General features: G+C 45.4%; 28 protein-coding genes and 1 tRNA gene. 11 read left to right on the top strand and 18 right to left on the bottom strand.

Annotated features, from left to right (window positions below; all coding sequences use genetic code 11):
* The first annotated feature begins 55 nt into the window (after positions 1 to 55).
* Positions 56 to 1,495 (top strand): anion permease, encoded by a 1,440-nt coding sequence (locus ACLWNV_RS09620; protein ID WP_413584167.1) that lies wholly within the window; start codon positions 56 to 58, stop codon positions 1,493 to 1,495.
* A 242-nt stretch (positions 1,496 to 1,737) separates the two neighbouring features.
* On the top strand, positions 1,738 to 4,281 hold the full coding sequence (locus tag ACLWNV_RS09625; protein ID WP_413584168.1) for a S8 family serine peptidase: 2,544 nt from the start codon (positions 1,738 to 1,740) through the stop codon (positions 4,279 to 4,281).
* Here the strand turns inward: ACLWNV_RS09625 and ACLWNV_RS09630 are convergent.
* The 4 genes from ACLWNV_RS09630 to ACLWNV_RS09645 all read right to left on the bottom strand — a co-directional run bounded on the left by ACLWNV_RS09630 (position 4,274) and on the right by ACLWNV_RS09645 (position 6,260).
* Complete coding sequence (locus tag ACLWNV_RS09630) at positions 4,274 to 4,585, bottom strand: helix-turn-helix domain-containing protein (protein ID WP_413584170.1); 312 nt, start codon at positions 4,583 to 4,585, stop codon at positions 4,274 to 4,276. The genes ACLWNV_RS09625 and ACLWNV_RS09630 overlap by 8 nt on opposite strands.
* Before the next feature lie 187 nt (positions 4,586 to 4,772).
* Positions 4,773 to 4,898: a hypothetical protein gene (locus tag ACLWNV_RS09635; protein ID WP_413584172.1), complete on the bottom strand. Its 126-nt coding sequence runs from the start codon at positions 4,896 to 4,898 to the stop codon at positions 4,773 to 4,775.
* Positions 4,895 to 5,686, bottom strand: coding sequence for a hypothetical protein (locus ACLWNV_RS09640; protein WP_413584173.1), 792 nt, complete (start codon positions 5,684 to 5,686; stop codon positions 4,895 to 4,897). Before ACLWNV_RS09640 ends, ACLWNV_RS09635 begins: the two co-directional genes overlap by 4 nt.
* A 109-nt stretch (positions 5,687 to 5,795) precedes the next feature.
* A complete protein-coding gene (locus ACLWNV_RS09645) occupies positions 5,796 to 6,260 on the bottom strand; it encodes a hypothetical protein (protein WP_413584174.1) in 465 nt (154 codons plus the stop codon).
* Positions 6,261 to 6,566: 306 nt separating this feature from the next.
* On the opposite strand from ACLWNV_RS09645, the gene ACLWNV_RS09650 reads away from it, so the two are divergent.
* Together ACLWNV_RS09650 and ACLWNV_RS09655 are read left to right on the top strand one after the other, a co-directional pair.
* Positions 6,567 to 6,773, top strand: coding sequence for a hypothetical protein (locus ACLWNV_RS09650; RefSeq protein ID WP_413584175.1), 207 nt, complete (start codon positions 6,567 to 6,569; stop codon positions 6,771 to 6,773).
* Positions 6,774 to 6,876: 103 nt separating this feature from the next.
* Positions 6,877 to 7,236, top strand: coding sequence for a helix-turn-helix domain-containing protein (locus ACLWNV_RS09655; RefSeq protein ID WP_413584176.1), 360 nt, complete (start codon positions 6,877 to 6,879; stop codon positions 7,234 to 7,236).
* 30 nt (positions 7,237 to 7,266) lie between these two features.
* On the opposite strand, the gene ACLWNV_RS09660 is transcribed toward ACLWNV_RS09655, so the two are convergent.
* The 5 genes from ACLWNV_RS09660 to ACLWNV_RS09680 form a co-directional block, all read right to left on the bottom strand.
* The gene (locus tag ACLWNV_RS09660; RefSeq protein WP_413584177.1) at positions 7,267 to 7,503 is read right to left on the bottom strand and encodes a hypothetical protein; all 237 of its coding nucleotides are present in this window, start codon (positions 7,501 to 7,503) and stop codon (positions 7,267 to 7,269) included.
* 179 nt (positions 7,504 to 7,682) lie between these two features.
* Complete coding sequence (locus ACLWNV_RS09665; protein ID WP_413584178.1) at positions 7,683 to 8,519, bottom strand: hypothetical protein; 837 nt, start codon at positions 8,517 to 8,519, stop codon at positions 7,683 to 7,685.
* A gap of 186 nt (positions 8,520 to 8,705) precedes the next feature.
* Positions 8,706 to 9,152, bottom strand: a complete 447-nt coding sequence (locus ACLWNV_RS09670; RefSeq protein ID WP_413584179.1) for a chemotaxis protein CheW — start codon at positions 9,150 to 9,152, stop codon at positions 8,706 to 8,708.
* Between the two features lie 14 nt (positions 9,153 to 9,166).
* Positions 9,167 to 10,759 (bottom strand): methyl-accepting chemotaxis protein, encoded by a 1,593-nt coding sequence (locus ACLWNV_RS09675; RefSeq protein WP_413584181.1) that lies wholly within the window; start codon positions 10,757 to 10,759, stop codon positions 9,167 to 9,169.
* 221 nt (positions 10,760 to 10,980) lie between these two features.
* The gene (locus ACLWNV_RS09680) at positions 10,981 to 11,637 is read right to left on the bottom strand and encodes a hypothetical protein (protein WP_413584182.1); all 657 of its coding nucleotides are present in this window, start codon (positions 11,635 to 11,637) and stop codon (positions 10,981 to 10,983) included.
* Positions 11,638 to 11,696: 59 nt separating this feature from the next.
* Between ACLWNV_RS09680 and ACLWNV_RS09685 the strand changes: the two genes are divergently transcribed.
* Positions 11,697 to 12,437: a sterol desaturase family protein gene (locus tag ACLWNV_RS09685; protein ID WP_413584184.1), complete on the top strand. Its 741-nt coding sequence runs from the start codon at positions 11,697 to 11,699 to the stop codon at positions 12,435 to 12,437.
* 253 nt (positions 12,438 to 12,690) lie between these two features.
* Here ACLWNV_RS09685 and ACLWNV_RS09690 read toward each other — a convergent pair.
* Positions 12,691 to 12,766 (bottom strand) — tRNA-Gly (locus ACLWNV_RS09690).
* 62 nt (positions 12,767 to 12,828) lie between these two features.
* Here ACLWNV_RS09690 and ACLWNV_RS09695 point away from each other — a divergent pair.
* Positions 12,829 to 12,975: a hypothetical protein gene (locus ACLWNV_RS09695; RefSeq protein ID WP_413584185.1), complete on the top strand. Its 147-nt coding sequence runs from the start codon at positions 12,829 to 12,831 to the stop codon at positions 12,973 to 12,975.
* Here the strand turns inward: ACLWNV_RS09695 and ACLWNV_RS09700 are convergent, their stop codons facing one another.
* The 3 genes from ACLWNV_RS09700 to ACLWNV_RS09710 all read right to left on the bottom strand — a co-directional run bounded on the left by ACLWNV_RS09700 (position 12,976) and on the right by ACLWNV_RS09710 (position 14,728).
* On the bottom strand, positions 12,976 to 13,329 hold the full coding sequence (locus tag ACLWNV_RS09700) for a hypothetical protein (protein ID WP_413584186.1): 354 nt from the start codon (positions 13,327 to 13,329) through the stop codon (positions 12,976 to 12,978).
* 73 nt (positions 13,330 to 13,402) lie between these two features.
* The gene (locus ACLWNV_RS09705; protein WP_413584187.1) at positions 13,403 to 14,233 is read right to left on the bottom strand and encodes a DUF6279 family lipoprotein; all 831 of its coding nucleotides are present in this window, start codon (positions 14,231 to 14,233) and stop codon (positions 13,403 to 13,405) included.
* A gap of 129 nt (positions 14,234 to 14,362) precedes the next feature.
* On the bottom strand, positions 14,363 to 14,728 hold the full coding sequence (locus ACLWNV_RS09710; RefSeq protein ID WP_413584188.1) for a putative quinol monooxygenase: 366 nt from the start codon (positions 14,726 to 14,728) through the stop codon (positions 14,363 to 14,365).
* A gap of 176 nt (positions 14,729 to 14,904) precedes the next feature.
* Between ACLWNV_RS09710 and ACLWNV_RS09715 the strand changes: the two genes are divergently transcribed.
* The 5 genes from ACLWNV_RS09715 to ACLWNV_RS09735 all read left to right on the top strand — a co-directional run bounded on the left by ACLWNV_RS09715 (position 14,905) and on the right by ACLWNV_RS09735 (position 18,699).
* Positions 14,905 to 15,090 (top strand): hypothetical protein, encoded by a 186-nt coding sequence (locus ACLWNV_RS09715; protein ID WP_413584189.1) that lies wholly within the window; start codon positions 14,905 to 14,907, stop codon positions 15,088 to 15,090.
* 176 nt (positions 15,091 to 15,266) lie between these two features.
* Complete coding sequence (locus ACLWNV_RS09720; RefSeq protein WP_413584190.1) at positions 15,267 to 16,289, top strand: gamma-glutamyl-gamma-aminobutyrate hydrolase family protein; 1,023 nt, start codon at positions 15,267 to 15,269, stop codon at positions 16,287 to 16,289.
* Positions 16,290 to 16,369: 80 nt separating this feature from the next.
* Positions 16,370 to 17,578 carry a hypothetical protein gene (locus tag ACLWNV_RS09725; RefSeq protein ID WP_413584191.1) on the top strand — a complete coding sequence of 403 codons (1,209 nt, stop codon included), beginning with the start codon at positions 16,370 to 16,372 and terminating at the stop codon, positions 17,576 to 17,578.
* Between the two features lie 69 nt (positions 17,579 to 17,647).
* Positions 17,648 to 18,232, top strand: a complete 585-nt coding sequence (locus ACLWNV_RS09730) for an SCO family protein (protein WP_413584192.1) — start codon at positions 17,648 to 17,650, stop codon at positions 18,230 to 18,232.
* The gene (locus tag ACLWNV_RS09735; RefSeq protein WP_413584193.1) at positions 18,229 to 18,699 is read left to right on the top strand and encodes a copper chaperone PCu(A)C; all 471 of its coding nucleotides are present in this window, start codon (positions 18,229 to 18,231) and stop codon (positions 18,697 to 18,699) included. The genes ACLWNV_RS09730 and ACLWNV_RS09735 overlap by 4 nt, the downstream gene beginning before the upstream one ends.
* On the opposite strand, the gene ACLWNV_RS09740 is transcribed toward ACLWNV_RS09735, so the two are convergent.
* From ACLWNV_RS09740 to ACLWNV_RS09760, 5 genes are read right to left on the bottom strand one after another with little or no spacing between them, the layout of a single operon-like run.
* Complete coding sequence (locus ACLWNV_RS09740) at positions 18,696 to 19,781, bottom strand: ABC transporter permease (RefSeq protein WP_413584194.1); 1,086 nt, start codon at positions 19,779 to 19,781, stop codon at positions 18,696 to 18,698. The two genes, ACLWNV_RS09735 and ACLWNV_RS09740, sit on opposite strands and share 4 nt — an antisense overlap.
* Entirely contained in the window at positions 19,778 to 20,887 is a 1,110-nt protein-coding gene (locus ACLWNV_RS09745; protein ID WP_413584195.1) for an ABC transporter permease, read from the bottom strand. Before ACLWNV_RS09745 ends, ACLWNV_RS09740 begins: the two co-directional genes overlap by 4 nt.
* Positions 20,884 to 21,630 (bottom strand): ABC transporter ATP-binding protein, encoded by a 747-nt coding sequence (locus ACLWNV_RS09750; protein WP_413584196.1) that lies wholly within the window; start codon positions 21,628 to 21,630, stop codon positions 20,884 to 20,886. Before ACLWNV_RS09750 ends, ACLWNV_RS09745 begins: the two co-directional genes overlap by 4 nt.
* Entirely contained in the window at positions 21,627 to 22,370 is a 744-nt protein-coding gene (locus ACLWNV_RS09755; protein WP_413584197.1) for an ABC transporter ATP-binding protein, read from the bottom strand. Before ACLWNV_RS09755 ends, ACLWNV_RS09750 begins: the two co-directional genes overlap by 4 nt.
* Positions 22,361 to 23,086, bottom strand: coding sequence for an efflux RND transporter periplasmic adaptor subunit (locus ACLWNV_RS09760; RefSeq protein ID WP_413584198.1), 726 nt, complete (start codon positions 23,084 to 23,086; stop codon positions 22,361 to 22,363). The genes ACLWNV_RS09755 and ACLWNV_RS09760 overlap by 10 nt, the downstream gene beginning before the upstream one ends.
* Between the last annotated feature and the right edge of the window lie 69 nt (positions 23,087 to 23,155).

A 23,155-nucleotide genomic window follows, 5' to 3' on the forward strand; every position in this document is an offset into this window, starting at 1 on the left:
TTTACTCTGCCGTTGTTTCCACCTACCCTTATTGTGATCATCTGAAAGGATTCAAATGAACAACGAAAAAGAAATGAACTACAAAGCATGGATCGCCGTATTAATTCTGGGAGTGCTTTTGTGGATCACTCCCCCGCCTGAGGGATTAAAAGAAAACGCATGGCACTTGTTTGCCATCTTTATTTCTGCCATTTTTGGTATCGTCATCAAGGCAGCCACAATGGGAAGTATCTCGATGATTTCCATCGCTTTGGTTGCGGCCCTTCAGCTGCGTGCGCCGGGCGATATGTCTCAATCCGTAAAACTTGCCTTAAGCGGATTTGGCAACGGCACGATCTGGATGATTACTATTGCCTTCTTTATTTCCCGCGGATTTATCAAAACCGGCCTTGGAAGAAGAGTGGCCTATTGGTTTATCGTCAAGCTTGGTAAATCACCATTAGGTATCGCTTACGGTCTGGCGTTTTCAGATTTGGTTTTGGCTCCGGCGACACCAAGTAATACCGCCCGCGCCGGTGGTATCTTGATGCCGATCATGAAATCCATTGCCATGGGATTTGGTTCAGACCCTGCGGACCCCAAAACACATCGTCGCATGGGTGCTTATCTGACTTTGAATTCCTATTACGCAAACTTACTGGGTGCTGCGATGTTCATCACTGGGACGGCTTCAAATTCCATGTGCCAGAAGTTTGCAAAAGACTTAGGCGTGGAAATTTCCTGGGGTGGTTGGGCTATGGCTGCCATCGTTCCGGGACTGGTGTGCTTGGTACTGACGCCGTGGTTGTTATTTAAAATTTATCCCCCAGAGCTTAAAGACACTAAAGCTGTTCAACAAGATACCAAGAAAAAACTGACGGACCTGGGAGCTGTGACACGCAATGAATGGTTGATGGTCGTAGCATTTGTGATGTTGCTGGTGATGTGGATCTTTGGACCACAGTTAAAGATTGATGCCACCGTCGGCGCGATGATTGGTTTGGGATTCTTGCTCTTAAGCGGAGTTCTGACTTGGGAAGATGTTAAGGGCGAAAAAGGTGCTTGGGATACCATGGTTTGGTTCTCGGCCCTGGTGATGATGGCTGAAGGTTTAAATCAATTGGGCTTTGTCAGCTGGTTTAGTGGAATTGTGAAAGCAGAACTGGGGCATCTGCCTTGGTACTGGGCTTTCCCTGCGGTGATTCTGGTTTATTTCTACACTCGTTATCTTTTTGCGAGTGCAACAGCTCACGTGGCCGCTATGTATTCCGCAATGCTGGCAGTGGGTATCGCGGTTGGCATTGAAGGCAAGCTTCTGGCATTGATGCTGGGCTTTACCGGATCACTTTCAGGCGTACTGACTCATTACGCTCACGGCCCTGCACCGATTTTATATGGTGTTGGCTACGTCGATCTGAAAGACTGGTGGAGAATCGGTTTTATTTTCTCGGTCGTTTATCTTTTGATCTTTATGGGGCTTGGCGCAGCTTGGTGGAAGATTCTAGGTATTTACTAGAGAGGAAATCGTTGAGCTTGGCAGTCAATTCCATACGTTGACTGCTAAGATCAACAGCCGAAAATGGTCCTAATTTTTTAGAGTTGGTCGTTTCTATTAGATCAACAGCCCTGTGTTTTCATAATCTTTTTAGAAATTCTCTTCGCGGTTTCAACTACTTGTCCGTTTTTAAATAATTCTAAATCTCTCTGGCTTTCGCTTTGCTCTACAAACAGCAATACGAATAAAAATGGAGATTTACTATGACAAAAGTGAAATCAAGAAGCCGCGTGATGATGCTTTCAATGGCCGTAATCTTAGCGTTACCGTCGTGCAAAACTGGCCCCTCGCAAGATCCCAGAGATAGTTTTTTAAGCGGTAAGTTTCCTCGCCAGCTAGAGTGGATGCGCAGCCAGGTGCGCGAGCTTACGCAAAAAGAGCGCGATGCTATCGTGATTCGTCAGGAACAAGATGCGCGCCGCTCAGATCTTTTACGCGTTGGTGTGATTGATAGCGGCGTTGATATCGCTCACAAGGACCTGCAAGCGCAGATTGATTATCGCATTGTCGATGGCCGGGTCGCTGGTGCCGGAATAGATGTAATGGGTAATGGTCCCTCGGGAACTCACGTCATGGTGGATCCATCCCTTTTTGCCTTCGGTGCCAAGCAAATCAAAGATGGCATGATCGTAGAACCGGTGGAAAGCCCTCTCGATCTTTTGAAGCGCTCCAATGAAATCTTCGTTGAACATTTCTACGATAGTATTCAAAACGACCCTGAACTTAAAGAAAGTCTTTTTGCAAAACTGCCTAAGGAAAGTCTTTCTCTTCGTGGCGCAATGGAAATCACGAAACTCTTAACAATCGATGACTACATCGATAGAATTAGGAAGGCGGGAGGAAAAACCGCAACTCCGGAAGAGTTGAAAGACATCAAGCCCTTCGATTTTTATACCGGTCCGGACAAGTATATTCCAAACATGATCAAGTATGCATCGAACCTGGAGCACGGCACTCGTTTTTACGAAGTGATGAAAGACTCGTTGGAAGCCCTCGATCAAAAAACCGGTTTTAACAAAAATTTCGACAACTTGTTTTCATATTTAAAAGTACAGCAAAATCAAGCCTTGCTGGGCATGGATCGTATGCAAGCGACTGAATTCCTAAATCCCGCATTTAATATGATTCTGTGGGGCGCTGACGCTTTTGATCCTCTATCGCAACTGGAAAGACAGATCAAAGCGGATTCAAAATATGACGGCAAGACTCCGATCGAGGTGGCAGAAATGATCATCTCGGAAGCCAAACCCGCCTATGAAGCACTTCTAAATAACCCTGATACAAAAAAGGAAGACAAAGAAGCTCTTCGTAAAGCTGTTAAGAATATCGAAAACTTAAGGTCTGTCGCAAAAGCCCTAGAAGATCGCCAAAAAGATCCATCAGCTGCACTGAAAATGAGATCTGATCTGCGTCGTTATGTCATTCGCACTCAGCATCCTTATCTTGCAAGTGACAGCAACTCTAACAGTCACGCGACCCACGTCTCCGGCGTCATTGCCCACCAAAACTCCAATGTGCGCATCGTCCCAATTCGTGTGACGACAGGCCCTGTAGCGCTGGCTCCAGCAAGACAAAAAGCGCTAAACCAGCAATACCTTGCAGAGTTCAGAGAATGGCTGCAACTGCCTATCGTCACTGAGCTGGTGTCTGTAATCAGCAAAGAATACTCTGGATTAAAAATGACTCCGAAGCGTGCTGAGTCATTGCTGAAAGACTACTTGGAAACTCAAAAGGGATCGCTGGATGCTGTGTTCATCAATGACGTGTTACGGGCAATTGAAGCAGCCGGTGTTCAACAGTTAAAACTGGCTAACGTATCATTGGGAACTACTTTCCAAAAAGATCACAGCCTGGCGAATAAGCGCGAGTCCATGGTAAATGATTTATTTTCGGAATTTGTCCGCTTCAAAATCGGTAGGGCCATGAACGAAAAGGCCCCAGGCACTTTATTTATCGTCGCCACGGGCAACGACGGTGGCTGGCTGGATGGTGTCACTAAAGCTGGGTTCCCGGTGGGAATCACCTCCACCCGCTTCCTGGAAATCGCCAAACAAAAAGGATTGAAAGACACTCCGAACAACGCCGTAAAAAACATCTTGGCTGTGGGAAGTATCAACGTCAATGGCACTTTAACGGCCTTCACGAACATTTTGATTGATCCCAAGGTTCCCCAGATCTTTTCCACGGGTGAGGAAATTTACTCCTCCGTTCCTGCAAAAAATTCTGAAAACTCGGAGAAACTTGTAAGCAAGGGTTTCGATGGTGTCTCGAAAGCGCAAAAGCTTGTGGAAAAGTCCTTTGAAAGTCTGCCTTTTTCAGAAAGACTCGCCCAGCAAAACAAAGTATTCAGAAACACGATGATGATCGACTCGTTTCAGAAATCCATGGCGATTCAACTGCACCTTGAGGCCCCGCTGGGCCGCCAGAATATGTCGGGAACATCGATGGCAACTCCGACTGTCACAGGCATTCTGGCAAACTACCTGGTGGAGAAAATGGCTAAAGAACAAATCTCGTCCCGCGACGTGTACCTTCACCCCAGCATGATGCCGGAACAAGTGGTGAAAGATGTGATGGCTATGGCAAAAACCAGCCCGCATTCTTCTGTCATCACCATCAAAATGCTAAATGAAGGTATCAAAAAATGGGGCACGGCCAAGGAGTCCACTCACCAATCCAAACGAGTGAAAGACATCTTCAAACCCAAAGCTTCCGGCCCGGTTCAGTGCGAAGCGGTCTTTAGATAACCTCCTCCGGAACAGACTCCCAGAGCTCCTGCTTCAGGAGCTCTGTTTCTTTTAGCCCCAGTTCCTTCATGTAATCCCGGACCAGTTCAATTTTCAAATTCCTGGAGGATGCCTCATTCATATGTAAGGTCTGAATGATTTCCTCCAGCCGCGCGCTGGGTATTGTTTGTTTGCCGTTCAGGATACGTGAGACAAAGCTGGGATTGACCGATAGGTCCTTTGCAAAACTGCGGAGCGAATATTTAGGATTTACAGACTGCCTTTGCTCCAAAGCAGCCTTTAATATTTGGTGGACTCGGCTCACGTAAACTTCCCTTTCGGTGCCACTTTGCCATCGTGCAAAGCTCGTAAGGGATAAAAAGCAATACGTGTACCAAAGGTAAGTGGAGGCGTTTTAGTACTGTTGCAAATTCAGGCAACAGAAAAAGAAAAACCCGGAACATCTCTGCTCCGGGTTTTTGAAATTATAAATTAAATATATAAAGGATCGCCTAGCGACCAGTACCGTGGGGAGGTTGGTTACCAGAACCACCAGAAGAACCGCCACCGGCATGTGCACTTTGGCCTGCGCCAACAACAAGGATAGAAGCAATTAATAGTGCGATAAATAGTTTCATGATTCGCTCTCCAAAAGAGTATCTATTGCGGTAAACGCAAAAACCGGGATAGTTCCTTTTGCTTGCGGTTTCTCAAGCAGTTTCACGCGTTCTTTAAAAGCGCGCTCTTCAATCAAAATCCATTCACGATATGTCTCTTCACTTACGTTTTCGAAGTAAACGGACATAAAGTTTGCGAAATTCACGTCGGAATTCTCCGGCTTTAAAAATCGCTCTGTGAGTCTTACCCCAACCGATTTAATAGTTGTGGAAGAAAATGGTGCTCTCACCTCACCTTGACCGTAAAGTCCATTCCCGAGGGGTCGGAGAACTTTAAGGTCTACCATGCGTTCGAGCACGCTGAGACCATAAGAACCGAATCTCTGTTGAACGAAACTGGCGTCGAAAGGGCGTGTTTCAGACAAAACATAAAGCTCTGTGAAACAAGGATCTTTTTGCAAATCTGCTTCAAGATCAAAACTGAAGCGATGAAGAGGCGAAGACTTTAATTGAGGATCTGATTTCTCGAGCTTTTCGCGAACCAACGGAGGCGTTTTTTCGACCAAGTGGTTTAAATCACTTGTTTCCAATAAGCAGGAGTACAGTTTGTAAAGAGTTGTATAATTAGGATTGTGAGTTTTTTCTCGCAATCTGTTCAGGGTCTTTACGTGGATCCGGGACTTCGTCGCAAGCATGCTCAGACCCTTTTTAGGGTCCTTAAAACGCAACAAGTAAGCTTCAATATCCTGGGACACCTGGTCCGGTATTGTGCTTACAGCAGGTTTAAGTTCGGCGCTTTGAATCTCCATTGATCCCCTTCAATTTTGATGGCTTTCACTATCTCAGGAAGGGGTTCAATGCAACGAGACAAAATTTTCTGGGACTTAGCGTTAAGCCCCAGAAAGCTCCCTACTGCAATTAGCGGCAGTTTGGAACAGACAATTGCTTGTTGAACAAGAATTTTTCGTAACCGTTCTTAGTGTTAAGAACTTTGGAAACTTTAGCAGTTACAGTCAATGGGTATGAACCAGAAACTACTTTGTCTGCGCAAGTGCGGTGTTTACCGTTAACGTTCCAGTCACATTCCCAAGCAGTGCGAGTGTAGTTGATTGGAGTAGTTAGGTATTTAGAACCTTTGTAAACTTCTTTACGGTAGTTGTCACCGATAGTGATAACATCGTATTGAGCTACTGGCTTTTTAGTGCGTAGGTTAGCGCCATCAACACACACGAAAGTGTAGTCAATTGCAGAACCCATGAATACAGTGCCAGCTTCGATTTTGATTGTTGGGTCTTTTTCAAGAACTTCCCAAGAAGTGTCTGCAGTGTGAGCCATTGCAGTAGAACCAGCCAATAGAGCGATCATTGCTACGAATTTTTTCATTTTATTCCCCTTTAAGGTAATAAGTGTTTTTGTTTTTAAAACTAAATCGTTTGGAACGAGACGGTGTTTCCGCTTTTTCCCGGGAAATGTAAATTCCAAATAAAGAGCCTTATTTCGATTCCTGGACAGGGCAGACTTTGTCCAGACAAACCCGGGACAAACCAAACTTTGTCCGTCTTTGGGCGGTGTTTTTCAGCCGCTCTGCTTCATCTAACTGATAATTTTTTGAGAATTAGAGTGCCATAAACACTCTTGCGTTTTATACGCGATAGCTCCTAATCTTATGGGAAGAAAGGAATTGTCGTTATGCCGGAATTTTTTAAAAAACATGTAACCGCAAAAAAGATTCTAATCACCCTGGGTGTGCTGGCGATCAATTGCTTTCTTATTTATTCTTTGGTTACCCGCCCGGCTCCTCTGGTCTTTGAAGACATTATCGCTTTGATTCTGTTCAATGGGATGTATTTCGGTTTCTATATTCTAAGAAACTTCAGTGTAAGTAAAAAAGACTGACGATCAACGAACGCACATTCATTTTAGTGTGCACATTTGAGTGCGGATAATTTCTCACCTGCTTGCCTCCCTAAATGCCAAATGCCACGCTTTCATTATCAACATGAAGCAGAGGCAACCGATGGTATCAATCACTTACCGCGAACTATTAAATCAGGAATTAAAATCGCGCATACAGAACGATCCGCTATACTCCCTTCGGGCCATGGCTCGTCAGATTAAAATCTCCCCAGCCATGCTTTCAGCAATCCTAAACGGCAAAAGAAATCTTTCGGTCGAAAAAGCCTGTGATATCTCAAAGGCCCTGCTGTTCACGGAAAGACAATCGGATTACTTTGTCCTGTTGGTTCTTTACGCGAACGTGTCTTTACCGAAGTCGAAGGAAGACCTAAGAAAGAAACTTCTTTTGCTGGAAATGAACGACGACGTTTTGAATGCGTCGGAGAGAAAAGCCAGGCGCTAAGGTTTGCTGTTTGGCTTGGGTGAATCCTTGTTACATTAACAGGATTCGGCGAAGTAAAAATACTGACAGAGCCACGAAGCTCAATAAAATGACCAGTAAAACGACGTAGACAGGGTTTTTCTGAAGATCTTCGCTCCCCTTTTTTCCCGTATCCTTACCAGCATAGTTAACGGCATAGGCCCGCTGATCGCCCTTAAAACCACAATCCGGGCAAAACTCATCCTGATCAGAGACTTCCTTTTTACATTCCAGACATTGAATCAACATCTTAGCTACCCTTGGTGAAGTCGAAGCTTCCCTTTTCCATAACGGGAGAAGGCCCAGTTTTTCGTGATAAACTATATTAACTTTATCAGGGATATTATGAACTAAAATTCAGCTCCTGACCAAAAGGAAACGTATCACAGAAGCTGGACCTACCCGAAACTCTGACTCCAATTTTGGCTTTAGGGAACGCTTAGAACCCTCTTCATTGTCTGAAACTGCGCCTCTGTAACATCGGCAGGATGCTTTGTTAGAGGATTCAAATCGATACTTAGAATATCGCGAGCAAGCACCATTGCAGAGAAGAAAGACCCTACAGTCGTGGGGTGGAAGTTGTCTTCCTGATAAAGAGCGGCATCTGGGACGTTGCCTAACTCACTCCCCATTAAGGCCTGCCACTGATTGCCAACTTTAGACAGAATCACGCTGGCACTTCCTTCTGTTGCCAGAGTAAAGCCCTCATTAAGCAGGTTTTGGTACTCTATCAGATCTGCCCCGTACCAATTTTTGCCGGCATGAACTTCGTTGCTAGCAAATTTCAAACAAGGGAAGCTGGCTTGCAGCCAGGAATGATCCTTTTTGTAAGTCCAATGCGCAAACACCACCGGCGTCGCACCACTGTTCTGAATTAGCGTAATCAACTTTTTAGCGTATTCCACAAACTCCGAACGCCCGATGGGACCGCCGTTGTCTGGAAAACACTTTGGGAGCTCCAAGGGCTCAATACTTTGCGCTTGAAGAATCACGTAATCATATTTGGTAGATTGAAGTTTTTTAGCTACTTCACCCTCGTCAAAGTGACGCTTCATTGTTTGTCCACCTTTAACGATAGCATCAACCTGAACGTCAGCCTGCAAGGCCAGCGCAATAGCTTTGAAATTTTCTGGTAGAGCTGGATTAGAAACATCGCCCGGCTCATAGGTGAATGAATTCCCGACAAACAACACTTTAATAGGCTGCGCACTAGCCAGGACTGACAAGAGTAACGTGACTACAAAGGCCAGGAAAGTTTTATTCATACATAATCTCCATCAGAGATGGACTCTATACCGAAACGTGAGAATTCTGTGAAATAAAAAAAGGACTGAATACTCAGTCTTTTCACAGATGGTAAGATTTACTAAATCCATATCATCAGCTTCGTAATTAATGGAACGGTTACGGAGAAGCCTGCCTTTGAGGGGACAGGCTTAGCATTATACTCCTTAAGCAGCCACTTCTAAGACCGATTCGTTACTTTCTTCTGAAAGACACGAATCTATATCCATTAGTAATACCAATTTTGAATCAATGGGTGCGACACCACTAATGTAGTTTCGCCCTTCCTGATTAACTGGGTTGCGATCGATGCTTGCTTCTTCAATATCCGTCACAGAGTTAACGGCATCCACAATAAGGCCGACTTGTCCGCTTCCGAAATCAACCACGATTGTGCATGTTTCTTTGGAATTTACAGTCTGACTCCCATTAAGCCGCAAATTCAAATCGGCGACAGGGATTATCTTTCCACGCAGGTTCATCACTCCCACGACATGGGGTGGAGCATTGGGCACCTTGGTGATATCACTGATACTATTAATTTCCCTGATCTTTTCGATGGGCAGACCAAAAATCTGCCCATCAACTATAAAGGTTAAATATTGTGCGGTCATTCATCACCTCTTAATTAGAATCCATTAGTCGTGCCAACAGCGCGTTTTTGATTCTGAAATTCCATTTCCTCATTGGCATCCATTGGAATAACCTTTGCGAGATGAGGTTGCTTAGGTGCTTCACGTTTCGGGGCTTTTACTGCCGCAGATGCCGATGCCGGTTGCGCCGCTTGTGCTTTGCTTTCACCGCCATAAATTGCGTGATTTAAAAGATCCACTGCTTTGATCAATTGAATACCTTGCGCTGAAAGCTCTTCGGATGCCGAAGCCGCCTCCTCGGAGCTTGCCGCATTCACTTGGGTCACCTGATCCAGCTGATTCATAGCAGTACTGATTTGCACGATACCGTTTGTCTGTTCCTGGCTGGCTGTGGAGATCTCTGCATTGATGTCAGAAACCTTTTTCACGGAAACAAGGATCTCTTCTAATACTTTACCACTTTGTCCGGCCTGAACACTTCCTTTATCAATCTTTTCGACACTTGCCTTAATCAAATCAGCAATGTCTTTGGCCGCAAGAGCACTTCTTTGAGCAAGAGTTCTTACAGCTTCAGCGACCACCGCAAAGCCTTTACCCTGCTCACCCGCACGAGCGGCTTCCACCGCAGCATTTAAAGCAAGCAAGTTTGTTTGAAAGGCGATGTCGTCAATCACGTTAATGATCTCTTCGATTTTTTTAGAGTCCTTGGAAATTTCCGCCATAGAGCCAATCAGATTTTTTAACTCTGACTCCCCTTTACTTGCGATGGTTCGTGTAGACTCAGAAAGATGTGCCGCCTCTTTTGCGTGACCTGAATTCACTTTCACCATGGAAGTAAGCTCTTCAAGGGTCGCAACCGTTTCTTCAAGGGATGAGGCCTGCTCCGTCGAAGCCTCAGAAAGCTGCACGGCAGACGTAGCAATTTGAGTGGACGCTGATGCCACTTGCTCTGCCCCACCAGTGAGATCTGAAATCACATTGCGGATTACGATACTCATTTGGCGCATGACCACAATTGCAATCATTACACCAATCAGAATACATGCACCACTTAATCCCCACATAACCGTTTTGGCGTTTAAATATGCTGCCTGAGCTTTTTCAACCGAAGAATTAAGCCTTGCTGCAGTAAGAGCATTCATTTGATTGATATACCCACGCATACTCGTGATAAGTGCCGTTTCGTTTTTTTCCCGAAGAGCGGCCACTTCAGCATCTTTATTTTGCTTGGCTAAAACAATAGCTTCTCCCATGACAGCAAACCACTTGGTCGCGTCAGCTCTATACTTTACCGCCAGCTCTTTGCCCTCGTCTGAAGCAATCGCTGAATAGTCATCTATAGACTTTAAAAGAGATTGCTCTAATTCGCCGATTTTCTTTTCAAACGCATTCATCTTAACAATATCGCGCTCGATGATTAGGTCTTTAAAGGTTAAATTTGTTTGCCTTTGAAAATCCAGAATCACACTGGTCTGTTGATCCCGCTTAACATCGATACTGGCAAAATCCTGAAAGGTCTCGTTGATTTCAGCCATTTTGGATACTCCAAAAAAACTGATTACCAGCGCTCCCACGCTCAGAATTGAAATGATTGATCCCACCTTGAAATTAAGACTCTTACTTCGCATACGTTCCCCTAGAGGTCTTTGTTAGATAATTGCATTGCGCAATCACGTGGCCAAATTGATCGGATGCGAGTTCTGTTTACTGAAGAGGGTTTTTTGAAATGTGATTACACTTGGAAATAGCCGGAGGTGTTCGATTTCGATTATCCCAATCCGGGAAGTTGCATTACTAAGGAAGCTAAGTCACTCCTGACTTCAAGAGCGACCTCATTAGTGTCACCCTCTCAATATCCATTCAAAGCTTTTGTGAGTGCTTCAGTTCTCACATCGTCATTCAAAAACACACTTCTCCCTTTCTCGGAGTATGGATAAAGGTAGAAGGGAGTCCAGAGCCATCTAAATCTAGAATTAGAAACAACTCTCGCCTCTGATTTTGTTTGACCTGGCTCATGCTTAACAACCCAGAAAGAATCTTCTTCTGGGTAACCCAACGGAATAAATCCTAAACTGAAGATATAGACTAGAAACCAATACATGTACGGACTGTGATGAGGACCAAAACGACTGTAGAAAGAGAACACAGGTACTTTACTCTCCCCTTCATACTCCTCAATCACACTTTTAAGTTTTTCCGGAGTAATCGGATCTTTAAATGCTACTCGTTGAACTTTCTCAATAGAGTAATTCCGGCAAATCATCCTAAACTGGATGTTCTTCTCAAGGTCTTGCGTAAAGCCCGTTATACGTTCATCGTTTGCGTCGGCTATCTGAAATCCCCCCTCATAACGATGTCCATACTTTCCAAAACGTACAATGCAGTTATCATACTGTTCCTTTACGGGCTCTCGCACAATTCCATGATAAGTCGATTGAGTGGGTATAGAAGCACACGAAGCCAAAATGGATATGGATAAAAGAATACAGACCAACTTCTTAAACATTGGCCTAGCTTAAACACTTTTGCGTATACAGTTAAGTGTTTATTCGGTTTAATTTTAATATGGCTAATACAATTTCATCTCAAGCACTTCCCTCGATTCTGCTTATCGTGAGCACGCTATTCTTTTTCGCTTTAGAACGAATCCGCCCTGGACGCGAACTCCCGAATTCTAAGGGATGGTACGGTAGAGCCATTTTAATTAATCTTGTTCAACTTCTTATGGTAGGTGTCGCTGGCTTAACTTGGAACAAGTTCTTTCGAGACTACACCCTATTTCCAATTGGAAACTGGTCATCCCCTGCTTTAGAAGGATTTTTCTTTTGGTTCATTGGAACTTTCGTCTTTTATTGGTGGCATCGCCTCCGCCATGCCAACGGCTGGTGGTTGATATTTCATCAGCTTCATCACAGCCCATCTAGAATCGAAGTATTGACTTCATTCTACAAGCATCCGGTTGAGATCGCGGCTGATTCGATTCTCATTGGATTTATCATTTATTGTGTTTTTGGCGGTAGCGCCGAGGCTGGGGCCTGGTACGCCCTATATGCTGCAACTGGCGAATACTTCTATCACGCCAATATCAAAACTCCTAAATGGACCGGTTACTTCATTCAAAGACCGGAACATCATTCTATTCATCATCAACTAGGTGTGCATAAGTATAACTACTCGGATCTAACTATATGGGATCGCATGTTTGGCACCTTCAAGGATGCCGATGACTTTGCCGATCGATGTGGCTTCCCAAATGATCATGAAACTAAGTTTAAAGAGATTTTGGCCTTCAAGGATGTATACTAGAACCTACAGCGGAAAGTTGTTGGCGATCCGCTCCCAGCAAGCAGTGTAGACTTAGTATGATTCGAATTTGCGAGCTGCAGTCATTGTGGTTATTTTCACTTCCGCTGCGGAAGTGAAAATGACAACAACGTACTCAAGCAATTTTCTTAACGGGCTGAAAAAACAAAAACCCCTAGTAATTTCTCACTAGGGGTTTTTTAATTTTTTAATTTATCTTCGAAGTGCGGTTTGCTCCAAAATTCTTAGGGAAATTTGGAGCGGGAGACGGGGCTCAAACCCGCGACCTATGCCTTGGCAAGGCATCGCTCTATCAACTGAGCTACTCCCGCGCTCGAAGAGAAGCCAAAATTACAGTTGCCACTGTCCCTTGTCAACGGCTAAAAGTAAAAAAATGAAAGCAATTTTGATGAGCCGCGCGAAAAAATGGATGATTTTGGCCCTAATCGGCTGTTCTGCTTATTTTGCAGGCTATATTCTGGGACAAGACGCACAAAAGGCGCCGATAACGACGCCTCCTGAAATTCAGACTCCAAGATAACTAGTTACAAGTGATCTGTTTGCTTTCCAAAGCGCCTGAAACATCGTTCATAGTAATCGAGATCTTGCACTGACGATATCTTTCCGTGCGATCCACTACCACCTGATAGCGACCCGAAGAATCACCGTCATATCTCAACTGAGCCACGTAATTTACTGAATACTTGGGAAGGTAACCCAAACGAGCCGCTGCCTGAATATCTGCCTCTGCACCAATCACGCGGGCATGAACGATAGCCACGTTTTTAGCCTGCTCCTTGGTCATTGCCTGAGTCTGAGTAAGCATTCCCGCCTGGGACACAGAAACTGTCAATAGCATTGCCATCACGCCCAAAGCTGTCACTGTTTTCTTCATAAGAACTCCCTTATTTGCAACTAAGCCAGATTAAGAAACTCATGGCTTTAGATTGCAAATGGGATGCTTACACCTACAGAGAGGAAATCGTGCGCAGTTGCTCGGACTTCTGAAGGATATTCTCTTTTAAAGCAAGCTTCTGACGTTCCGTCAGATTCATCATGATCTGAGAAATCAGGATTTGCAGTTTTTCCTGATACTGCTGATAAGCGGTCCGATACTCCGGCATATCAAACTTGTCAGCTTGTGAAGTGTACTGCTGAACGAAGTTTTTCATTCCTTCTTTGGAATCCTGATGGGAGATGAACTCTTTAAAAACGAAAGCTTTGTTCTTGGCTTTTAGCTCTGCGGGATAAGGAGATGCTTTTACGTTTTCAGCAATGAACTGCTTCTGCTGGTCGGTTAAAGAACCCACAAACATTTTGAATACGTCTTCGTATTTTTCACGATACTTCTTTTCAAGCTTTGCCGTGTCCTGGGCTTTTTCCAGATCTTCCTGGTTCTTTTTAAAGAACGATTTTTTGAAATATTCAATCTGCTTGGCATCGGTGGAGCTGATAAAGTCCACGGCCGTCACTTTGAAATGGGAATTGATTTGATCGATGTCTTTAAAGAAAGCACCAAAATAAACCGCGACCTTTTGATCCGTCAGGATCCCGCCTTCAACATCTTTTTGGATTTTATCAAGACGCTCCATCCATACCGGCAACAGCGTCGTCTTCATTTCCAATAGATCTTTTTTAATGTCCTTTTTAAGAGCCTTGCTTTGCTCCGAGGAGATATCGAAATAGTCGTCCACTTTAGAAGCGATATACGTATCCGCCCAGCGGTACGCGATATCCAAACGACTGCAACCCGAACAAACCAAAATCCCCGCGAGCAATGTGAACATTAATTTTTTCATGCAACCTCTTTAGTAGAGGCTATCAAACCCTTGCTGGGAGCGGTAAACAGAGTACGCGCTCCCGACCTTCGCTCTAGGGAAAGTGTTGCATCTTCATATTTATAAAGGGCCTTGGAGGGTTTAGCCGGATCAAATATGACTTCGATAGTCCGCCTCTGGACGATCCTCTTCGACTTCGTCCTTGGAGGTCATCGAGCCCGGAATTTTATCGGCCAGAATATCCATGCGCTCCACAATCGGTGGACGAGCCAAAAGATCCGGTGCACGCGCAATCAAGGCTGCGGCAACCTTACCTTCAAGATGCGCACGACGTGCGTATTCATCGGCAAAGGCATCAAAGATCGCAAAAGTCGAAGGACAAATGCGACAAGCGAACCACACTGTCGTTCCCATTTCCTGCTGCACTATAGGCAAAGCATCGCGCAAGAAACATTCTAATTCGAACTCACGCCCCGGCAGCGCCTCCAGATGAATATACAAACCCAGCGTAGTCATGGCATCCTCCCCCGCTTGAATTCACGATACTTTCTCTGGGAAGAGTCTCCAAGTGATACAATCTTGTTTCTAATCACAAAAACTTTCCTTTTTTCCCTCTTTTCACTTCTTAAGTCCTGAAAGATGCCGATAGGTAATCATCGGCTCCCAACAGGAGCCTCAGCAAGGAGTTCAGTATGTTAAAATTCGCAGCTAAGATGACACTAGTACTATCAATCCTGGGTATGGGCGCTTGTGCTTATGTTCCTGTACAGGAAGAACCGCGCACTCCGTCCAGCGTTGTTGATGAAACAGCGAAACCATCACCATGGCACTATCCGTTTGTGCAAAGAGCTGGTGGCGCAAAACCGGGTATGTTCTAAAATTATTTAAAAATGTTCTGACGAAAAAGACCGGGAGTGCACCCGGTCTTTTTTTTTACAGTCGTAGCCGAAATTGCGCCTGTGTCTTAAAATGAGACGGTCCTTCTTTCCCAGAAACAATCTGTTGTTATCCCATCGTAAACGAGATGGTATTTTTCTTGAAATCCAAATCAGATATGAAAAATGTCCGATTTTTCTGCGCTCTTATTTTAGGTTCCATTTGCACGGCCGTAGCCAGTGCCGCTGATATCCATTTGTATGCCTGGACTCCGCCGACGGGAATCATCGCCCCTTTAATTCTTCCTGTGAAGTCTGGCGAATCTCCCGAAGCGGCAGCGGAAAGATACTTACAGAATTTAGAACGCAATCCCGATTTAATGGAGCTTTTCAGCGGACAGCGCCCGGCAACTGCCACTGGTAAATTTGAACTTTTAAAAGGTGACCGTGAATCCCGCGCCCTATTGATCGCAAATCTTCCCAAGGACTACGGTCCCGACTCGGCCCGCGTAAATAACTTCAAAAAACTTTTCGCGCGAAATGGGCATCAATCCTTCATTCTGCCGATGAATGCCAATCTGGGTTTAACACAGAATGAAACGCGCACTCTGTTTGATAAAATCTCTGCCAATTTCCCCCTGATGGTGCCGATGGGTGGCGATGATGTCGAGCCTTCCCTTTATAAGAAAGACAACTATCATTCCCGCAACACGATCCCAGCCAGGGATCAGTTCGAAATTGCCTTAATCAAAAACTATGTTGCGAGCGAAAGAGGTTTCATACTTGCTGTTTGCCGGGGATCGCAAATCACTTCTGTGGCCCTGGGTTATAAACTTTTGCAGGATGTCCCAATTCAAGTCGGACCGAAACTTCCTCATGCCGAAGACTGGCACGACATAGAGGTAAAGAAAACTTCACATGGCATACTCGCTTCCCTTTTACCTGCGGATTCCAACAAACTATTTGTTAACTCCCTTCATCACCAGGCTGTTCAGTTTAGACCCGGCGGTATGCTGGAATTGGCTGCCACAGCGGCTGATGGCGTGACTGAGGCGACGGAATTTAAAAATGGTCGAGGTATCTTATTACAATTCCATCCAGAGTTTATGGAGAACGAACTGGGATTCCGCATTGTGAAAAAAGCCGTCGAACAAAAGCTTCAGGTCATGCCGCGAAGCTGCTCTAAGGTCTTTCAGCACTAAGTCCAAATTTAATCCGAAAATTTCATCAGATTTCAGCAAAAGCCGATCTTCTACCTACATCTTTCAAAAGGTAGGACGTTATGAAAATCGGCTTTTGGATGAAAGGTCTTGTATTCGCGGCTTCATTGTCATCTTTCACGGCCAGCGCACAGACCACCGATCACACAATTGAAATCTTATGGGCAGGTAGTGAGCATCTATCCCTAGGCGAAAGCGGTGCACTGAACGCGTGCCGCGATCTGGGAATCAGTAAAGCAAAATGCCCGATCGCAAATATTCCACGCGGTGATGGCAAAATCGAATTTGCATACGGCGAAGTATTGATGGCAGCAGACTTTTACAATAGCCCCGGTGAGTTCTATTCAGATCGCCGCAAAGGTATTAAGCATGTGATCAAATGTACCCATGCGGAAATTCACGGCGACAAGCCTAAAACCTGCAACAGCCTTGCGACGTTTTTCTCAATGCCAAAGTATCTGGGTGTCGTGACCAAGAACTACAATCACTTTGGCTGGTACAACATGAAAGACTATGTTCGCTATCATCAGGAAGCGATCGATAAGGCACTGAAGTCTTTCGAACTTCGCGAATCGAATCCTGAAAAGAGCATGGAGCTGTATCAACAAGCCATGATCGTAAATGCATTTGCCGATCACTATCTGACGGATGCTTTTTCATCAGGACATGTGCGCGTGCCTCGGGTGCAAACCGCGCAATGGGGTAAAGAGAACTTTAAAGGCTTCTTAAAAAAGAACCGTGGTGATTTGGTAACCATGCTACTGCATGATAATGAAAGTATCGACCTGCACACGGGACGCGAAGTGGGACTTCCGGTTGCCAACTCTTACGGTGACCAGTGGACAACACGGGGGGATGGTCATTTGCATATCGATAGCAACCCGCTGGACCCGGTGCGCCTGCAACCAGAAAATGCCGTTCGTGAATCCGTTAAAGAAATCCTGATGGCAGCTTTGTATGGTCGGGCACCCAAAGGGGTTTTCGCAGCGACCTGGTTAGTTCCGTTCAATACTGATATTCCATTTCATGTGAAGTTTTCAGCCGAATATCAGCATATGAGCAAGATGGACTTCGTAAATTCATTCTTCCGTAAGATTCCATTAATCAAGGCAACCCACGTGGTTCGTCATGACCTGGGACGCTCTTTGGAGGCAATGCCGGAGATCTTTGCAGAATTCCGTAAGGCGGTACGCAAAGACATTCAAACTATTCCTGATCTGACCCGTCGCCTGCCCGCTCCATATCTGGAAGCCTTTAGTAACGTTAACTAGCACAACAGCAGCACTTTGTTGCGTTGGCTCGTGACTCCCTGGATGCTATGAGTTAAACCCATAGCATCCTTGGGGGACATCATTAAAAAGCACATCATCCTTGCATCGATATTTTCTGCCTTCCTGGCCATTGCGCTGCTGTTTGCACTTAATCACTATCAAAATCGTCAACCTGAACTGGGCGGTGATTTTCAGGCAAACTACAACGGGGCTTCCTGGAAGTTTTCCGATGAGCCCAAAAAATTGAATTTGCTGTATTTTGGTTATGCAAAGTGTCCTGATGTCTGTCCCATGGCTTTGTCTTATTCTGCCGAGGCACTAAAATTCCTGACTGATAAGGAACGCGAAAACATCCGACTTATTTTTGTAAGTGTTGATGTTGCCAACGACACCCCGGAAAACGTGGCAGTCTATGCTAAACAGTTTGACCCGGGCTTTATCGGTCTAAGTGGAACTAAGCAGAGTATCGATTTCGCCGTTCACCAGTTTGCCGCAAGCTATATCGAAGAAAAAGATCCAAAGTCTTATTTGGGTTATTCGATCTCCCATACAGATCGCATTTATTTCTTGAATAAAAAAGGCATCGTGCTGGATACTTTACCGAACCCACGATCCGCTCAATCTATTGTTGAAAAAATTAAGGAGAACCTATGAAGTCTATGATCTTGTCAGCAGTTATGGTTTTGGTTTCCTCTGCAGCTTTTGCGGCGGACATCGAAATTTCCAATCCTCATGTATTTGCACCTATTAAGGGCACAAACACAACAGCAGGCTTTGGAACAATCAAAAACACTTCCAAATCAGAAGTAACAGTAAAAATCGTTGAAGCAAAACCATTCAAAGCGGTTGAACTTCATGAGTCTTCTGAAAAGAACGGCCGCATGACGATGACTAAAATGGAAATGTACAAAATTCAAGCGGGTCAAACTCTGGAGCTAAAACCAGGCGGCAATCACATCATGCTATTTGATGCGACTAAGCCAGTTCAGGAAAAACAAACTATCGCGATCAAGCTAATGGTTAACGACAAAGAGCAAACTGTGAACTTCCCAGTGATCAGCCGTATGTCGAAAGAAGCAAAGCCTGAAGAGAAAAAAGAAGAAGGCCATCACCACCACTAAAGCGTGGTTTTGAAACGCTGCCAACTAAACGCGATGGCTGCAATGGCCATCGCGGCAAGCACGGTGACATCCACCATGATCAGATTCGCATCCCCGCCCTTAAGCATGATGTTCCTTAAAAGATCGATGTAATACGTTATGGGATTAATATAGGAAAACATGCGCATCGCCCACGGCATGTTCTCTATCGGAAAAGCCAGCCCTGAAAGCAGCATTGCCGGCAGTAAAAACAAAAATCCGCCCATCATGGATTGCTGCTGATTTTTAGCCAGAGTTGAAATCAACAGACCAATACCCACGGTACAGCAGACAAACATCATCGAAGCCAGCATCAATACCAATAAATTGCCCCGCATTGGCACATCAAAAACGAAGACCGCCACCGCTAATATCAGCGGTATATTACTCATTCCCAGCAACACATAGGGAATGGTTTTTCCCATGATGACTTCTTCCGGCTTCACAGGAGCGGCAATCAACGTTTCAAAGGTTCCCAGTTCTTTTTCTTTCGTGATCGACATACTGGTCAGCAAAATCGTAATTAAACAAACCAGCATACTCATCACGCCCGGAACCAGAAACAAGGCCGTACGCATTGCCGGGTTATAAAGAACCCGCACATCAAACTTCAGCGGCAGCTGAATCTGGACTTCCTTCTGCGATCGCTCCAATTGAATGGCATTTACGTAGCGTTCAATACTTTGCCCACGGGTGACGTTGGTTGCGTTGATTAAAAGCTGCAAGCGACCCTCACCGCGACCGATGCTTTTATCAAGGCCTCCTGGGGGCGCAACAAGCACGGCATCAGCTTCCCCGCCCTGAACCTGTTTAAAAGGATCGGAGGTACTGACCTTAGCCGGAATAAACCAGCCCGAAGCGATGCAGTCGCGATACAGATTCATTAACGCAGAATCCGTCGGCGCACCAAAGACACTAAGTCTTATGTTACGTGCCTCAGTCGATAAAGCGGTGGCAAAAATAGTAAGCTGAATGCACGGAGCAACAAAAAGCAGGATGCGCATGCGCGGATCACGCAAAGTCTGGCGCATCTCCTTTTTCATGAAACCCCAAAGTGTTTTCATGGCTCGACATCCTTTTTAAATTTCTTGGTCGCAATCGCCAAGAGCACCAAAAGCAAAAGGCACAGCATTCCGAATGACGGCAGAATCTGCATAAAGCCACTGCCCTGCAAAAACAACTGACGACTGATTTCAATAAACCAGCGAGCTGGCAAAATCATGGTGAAATAGTAAAAAAACGGCGGCATGTGTTCTGTTGGAAAAATAAATCCGGATAGCAGCATCGACGGAAGAAGCCCTGATAACATCGCAAACTGCATACTTAACTGCTGACTGCGGGTTAAAACAGAAATCAACAAACCCTGCGCCAGATAAGTGCATAGAAAAATCAAAGCCGAGAGCATGTATAAAATAAAGCTCCCCCGAAAAGGCACGTTAAAGACGAGCTTTGACATCATAAAAACAAAGATGATCGAAACAATTCCCATCACCGCGTAAGGTAAAAGTTTACCCACAATAATTGCAAAAGGTCTGACCGGCGTTCCTAATAATAGCTCCATGGAGCCATTTTCCCATTCACGCGCCACGGTCAATGCGGTCAGTAAAATAGAAAGAACTGCGATAATTACGGCGGCCAGTCCCGGCACCACGAACCACTGACTGTTCAGTTCAGGATTAAATAAAAACCTTGAATGAATCTCCACGGGATTTTTTAAATCCGCTGCAGGAAATAACTTATGCATGGAAAGCTGCTGCACACCTGCAAGGTAGCCAATCACAGAGCCTGCTGATGAGTTGTCAGCGCCATCTATCAGGATCTGCACTTCAGACTGTCGAAAGGGTGTGAGGTTTCGCGCAAACTCAGGCTTGATAATTAGCGCAGTCTTGGATCGTCCACCATCCAAAGTTTCAATTGCATGAGCAGGACTGTAAACGGCTTTCGGCACGAAATATTTTGAACTGACAAAGGAATCAATCAGGATTCGGGACTCAGCGGTCTTGCTGCCATCAAAAACCGCGAGCGGAATTTTATCCATATTAAATTCAATCGCAAAACCAAAGAACAACACCATCACAATCGGCATTACAATGGCCACCGCCATCGTGAAGGGATCGCGCACGATCTGAAAAACCTCTTTTACCGCCACCGCCCAGACAGAGCCCCTCATTTACCACCGCCTTCAACCTGGGCAATGAAAACATCTTCCAGGGTCACGTGTTTGGGACTCTTATGGGGGAAAGAATGCTTTTTTAAATTAACTGGTGAATCCAGCGCAATCAGCTCGCCATCTTTCATTAAAGCGATGCGCCCGCACTGTTCAGCTTCGTCCATGTAGTGAGTGGTCACGAAAACTGTTTTTCCACTTTCCGCAAGCTCACGGATCAAACTCCAAAAGCGCTGACGAAATGCGGGGCTTACACCGGCCGTGGGTTCGTCCAAAAAAACCACCTGGGGATCATGTAACACAGAAGCGACCAGGCTGACTTGTTGTTTAATTCCACCCGGCAGATCCCTGACCATGGTGTTTTCATCGCGCTGAAACTTAATAAAATGCAAAAGCTTTTCTTTTTGAGTTTTAAAGCGCACATCATCGAGTTTGCGTAAAGAGGCAGTGAAGGAAAGATTCTCGGCGACGGTCATGTCGTCATAAAGTGTGAACTTTTGCGACATGTAACCCACTTGTTTTTTCACTTCCAATGAATCCGTGCGCACATCAATACCGCAGACGTGGGCATCGCCCTCTGAAGGCGTTAGCAGCCCACACAACACACGAATCGTCGTGGTTTTGCCGGCACCGTTTGCTCCTAAGAAGCCAAAGATCTCCCCCGCTGAAACCGCAAAGGAGACATCGCGAACGGCATAGAAATCCCCAAACTTAACTGAAAGATCTTTCACTTCGACGGAATTCACCGAACCTCCCCTTGCGTATCCAGTGAGGAATCATAACGCAAGAACACCTCGTCGAAGGTTTCACATTTTTCCTGTTTCAAAATTTTGTCCGGTGGGCCTTCAAGCAGAGTCTTACCATCAAAGAGTAAATGCACGTCTTCGCATTTCAGTGCTTCGTCCATATAGGACGTAGTCACTAGAATCGTAATACCTTCCTGATCCCGAAACTCGTACAAAAGCTTCCAGAAATCCCTGCGACTTAAGGGATCGACTCCGTTGGTGGGCTCGTCCAGAAACAAAACTTCCGGTGAAGCCAGCAGTGAGCAAATGAGTCCCAGCTTTTTATACATCCCACCGGAAAGTTGGGAAGCCAGGCGGTCCTCGAAGCGATCCAACCGGGTCATTGCCAGCAACTTCTGCCGGCGCTCGTGGTACGCGGCATCTTCAAGTCCATAGAGAGTTTTAAAAAATTCCAGATGCTCGTGAATACTCAATTCACCATAAAGACTTTGCGTCTGTGGCATGTAGGCAAGATTTCGGCGAACTTCAGAGAAAGACTGCTCAATGCCGTTGTTAAAATACTTAATCTGTCCTTGATCGGGTTTAAGTAGTCCCATCAAGTGGCGCATCAGGGTTGTTTTACCAGCGCCCTCGGGGCCGATGATACCATGAACCAGTCCGTGTCCGAACTGCATGGAAAGTCCCTTCAGTGCCGGGACCTTTTTCATTTTTTTAAAAAGATCCTGGACCGTTATTTCCATTCCAGCGTCATTCCGGGTTTAAGAATTCCTTCAGGATTTGCGAATCTGATTTTCACCCCATACACCAGGCGTGTGCGCTCTTCCCGGGTTTGCACGTTCTTGGGAGTAAATTCTGCATCGGGATTGATAAACTCGATCACTCCCGGAAAAGACCTGTCATCCATCTCGGGCAGATGGGCTTCCACTTGCTGGTTTACTTTCAGATTGGAAATTTCATCATGGGGAAGATAAAAATACGCATAGACCTCTTCAAGATTTCCCACGGTGAATAGCTTCGCACCCGGGTTTACCATCTCGCCCTCTTCAAAGTATTTGGTCAGGACAGTTCCTTTGAGCGGGGAAACAACCTCGCACCATTGCACGCGGGTTTGCAGATCGTCTTTTTTGGCGCGGGATTGATCATAAGCTTCGGCAGAAATATTTCCGCCACGATAAAGCTTATCACTGCGATTGAATGTACTTAAAGCGAGACGGTAACTGATTTTTAATTCTTCACAAGACAAGGACAGAAGTTTTTGGCCTTTTTCAACAACCATCCCTTCCTTCACCGGAAGAGTGTCGATCACGGCTTGCACCCGTGCTGGAATATCCACCTTGGTCACTTCCACCGTTCCGGCATACCTGAAGCTTGAACCGAAAACATACTGACGAATCAAAAAAGCGGCAACGATCAGAACGACGATGACTACTATCGGGATAATCTTTTTCTTGTTCATAGTAAAAAGGCTAGCACCTTCAGATACGAACACAACGAAAGAAATAAAAAAAGCCGATGTTACATGAAC

This window comes from Bdellovibrio sp. HCB274, assembly GCF_047306075.1.
In the GTDB taxonomy this organism is placed as follows: Bacteria; Bdellovibrionota; Bdellovibrionia; order Bdellovibrionales; family Bdellovibrionaceae; genus Bdellovibrio.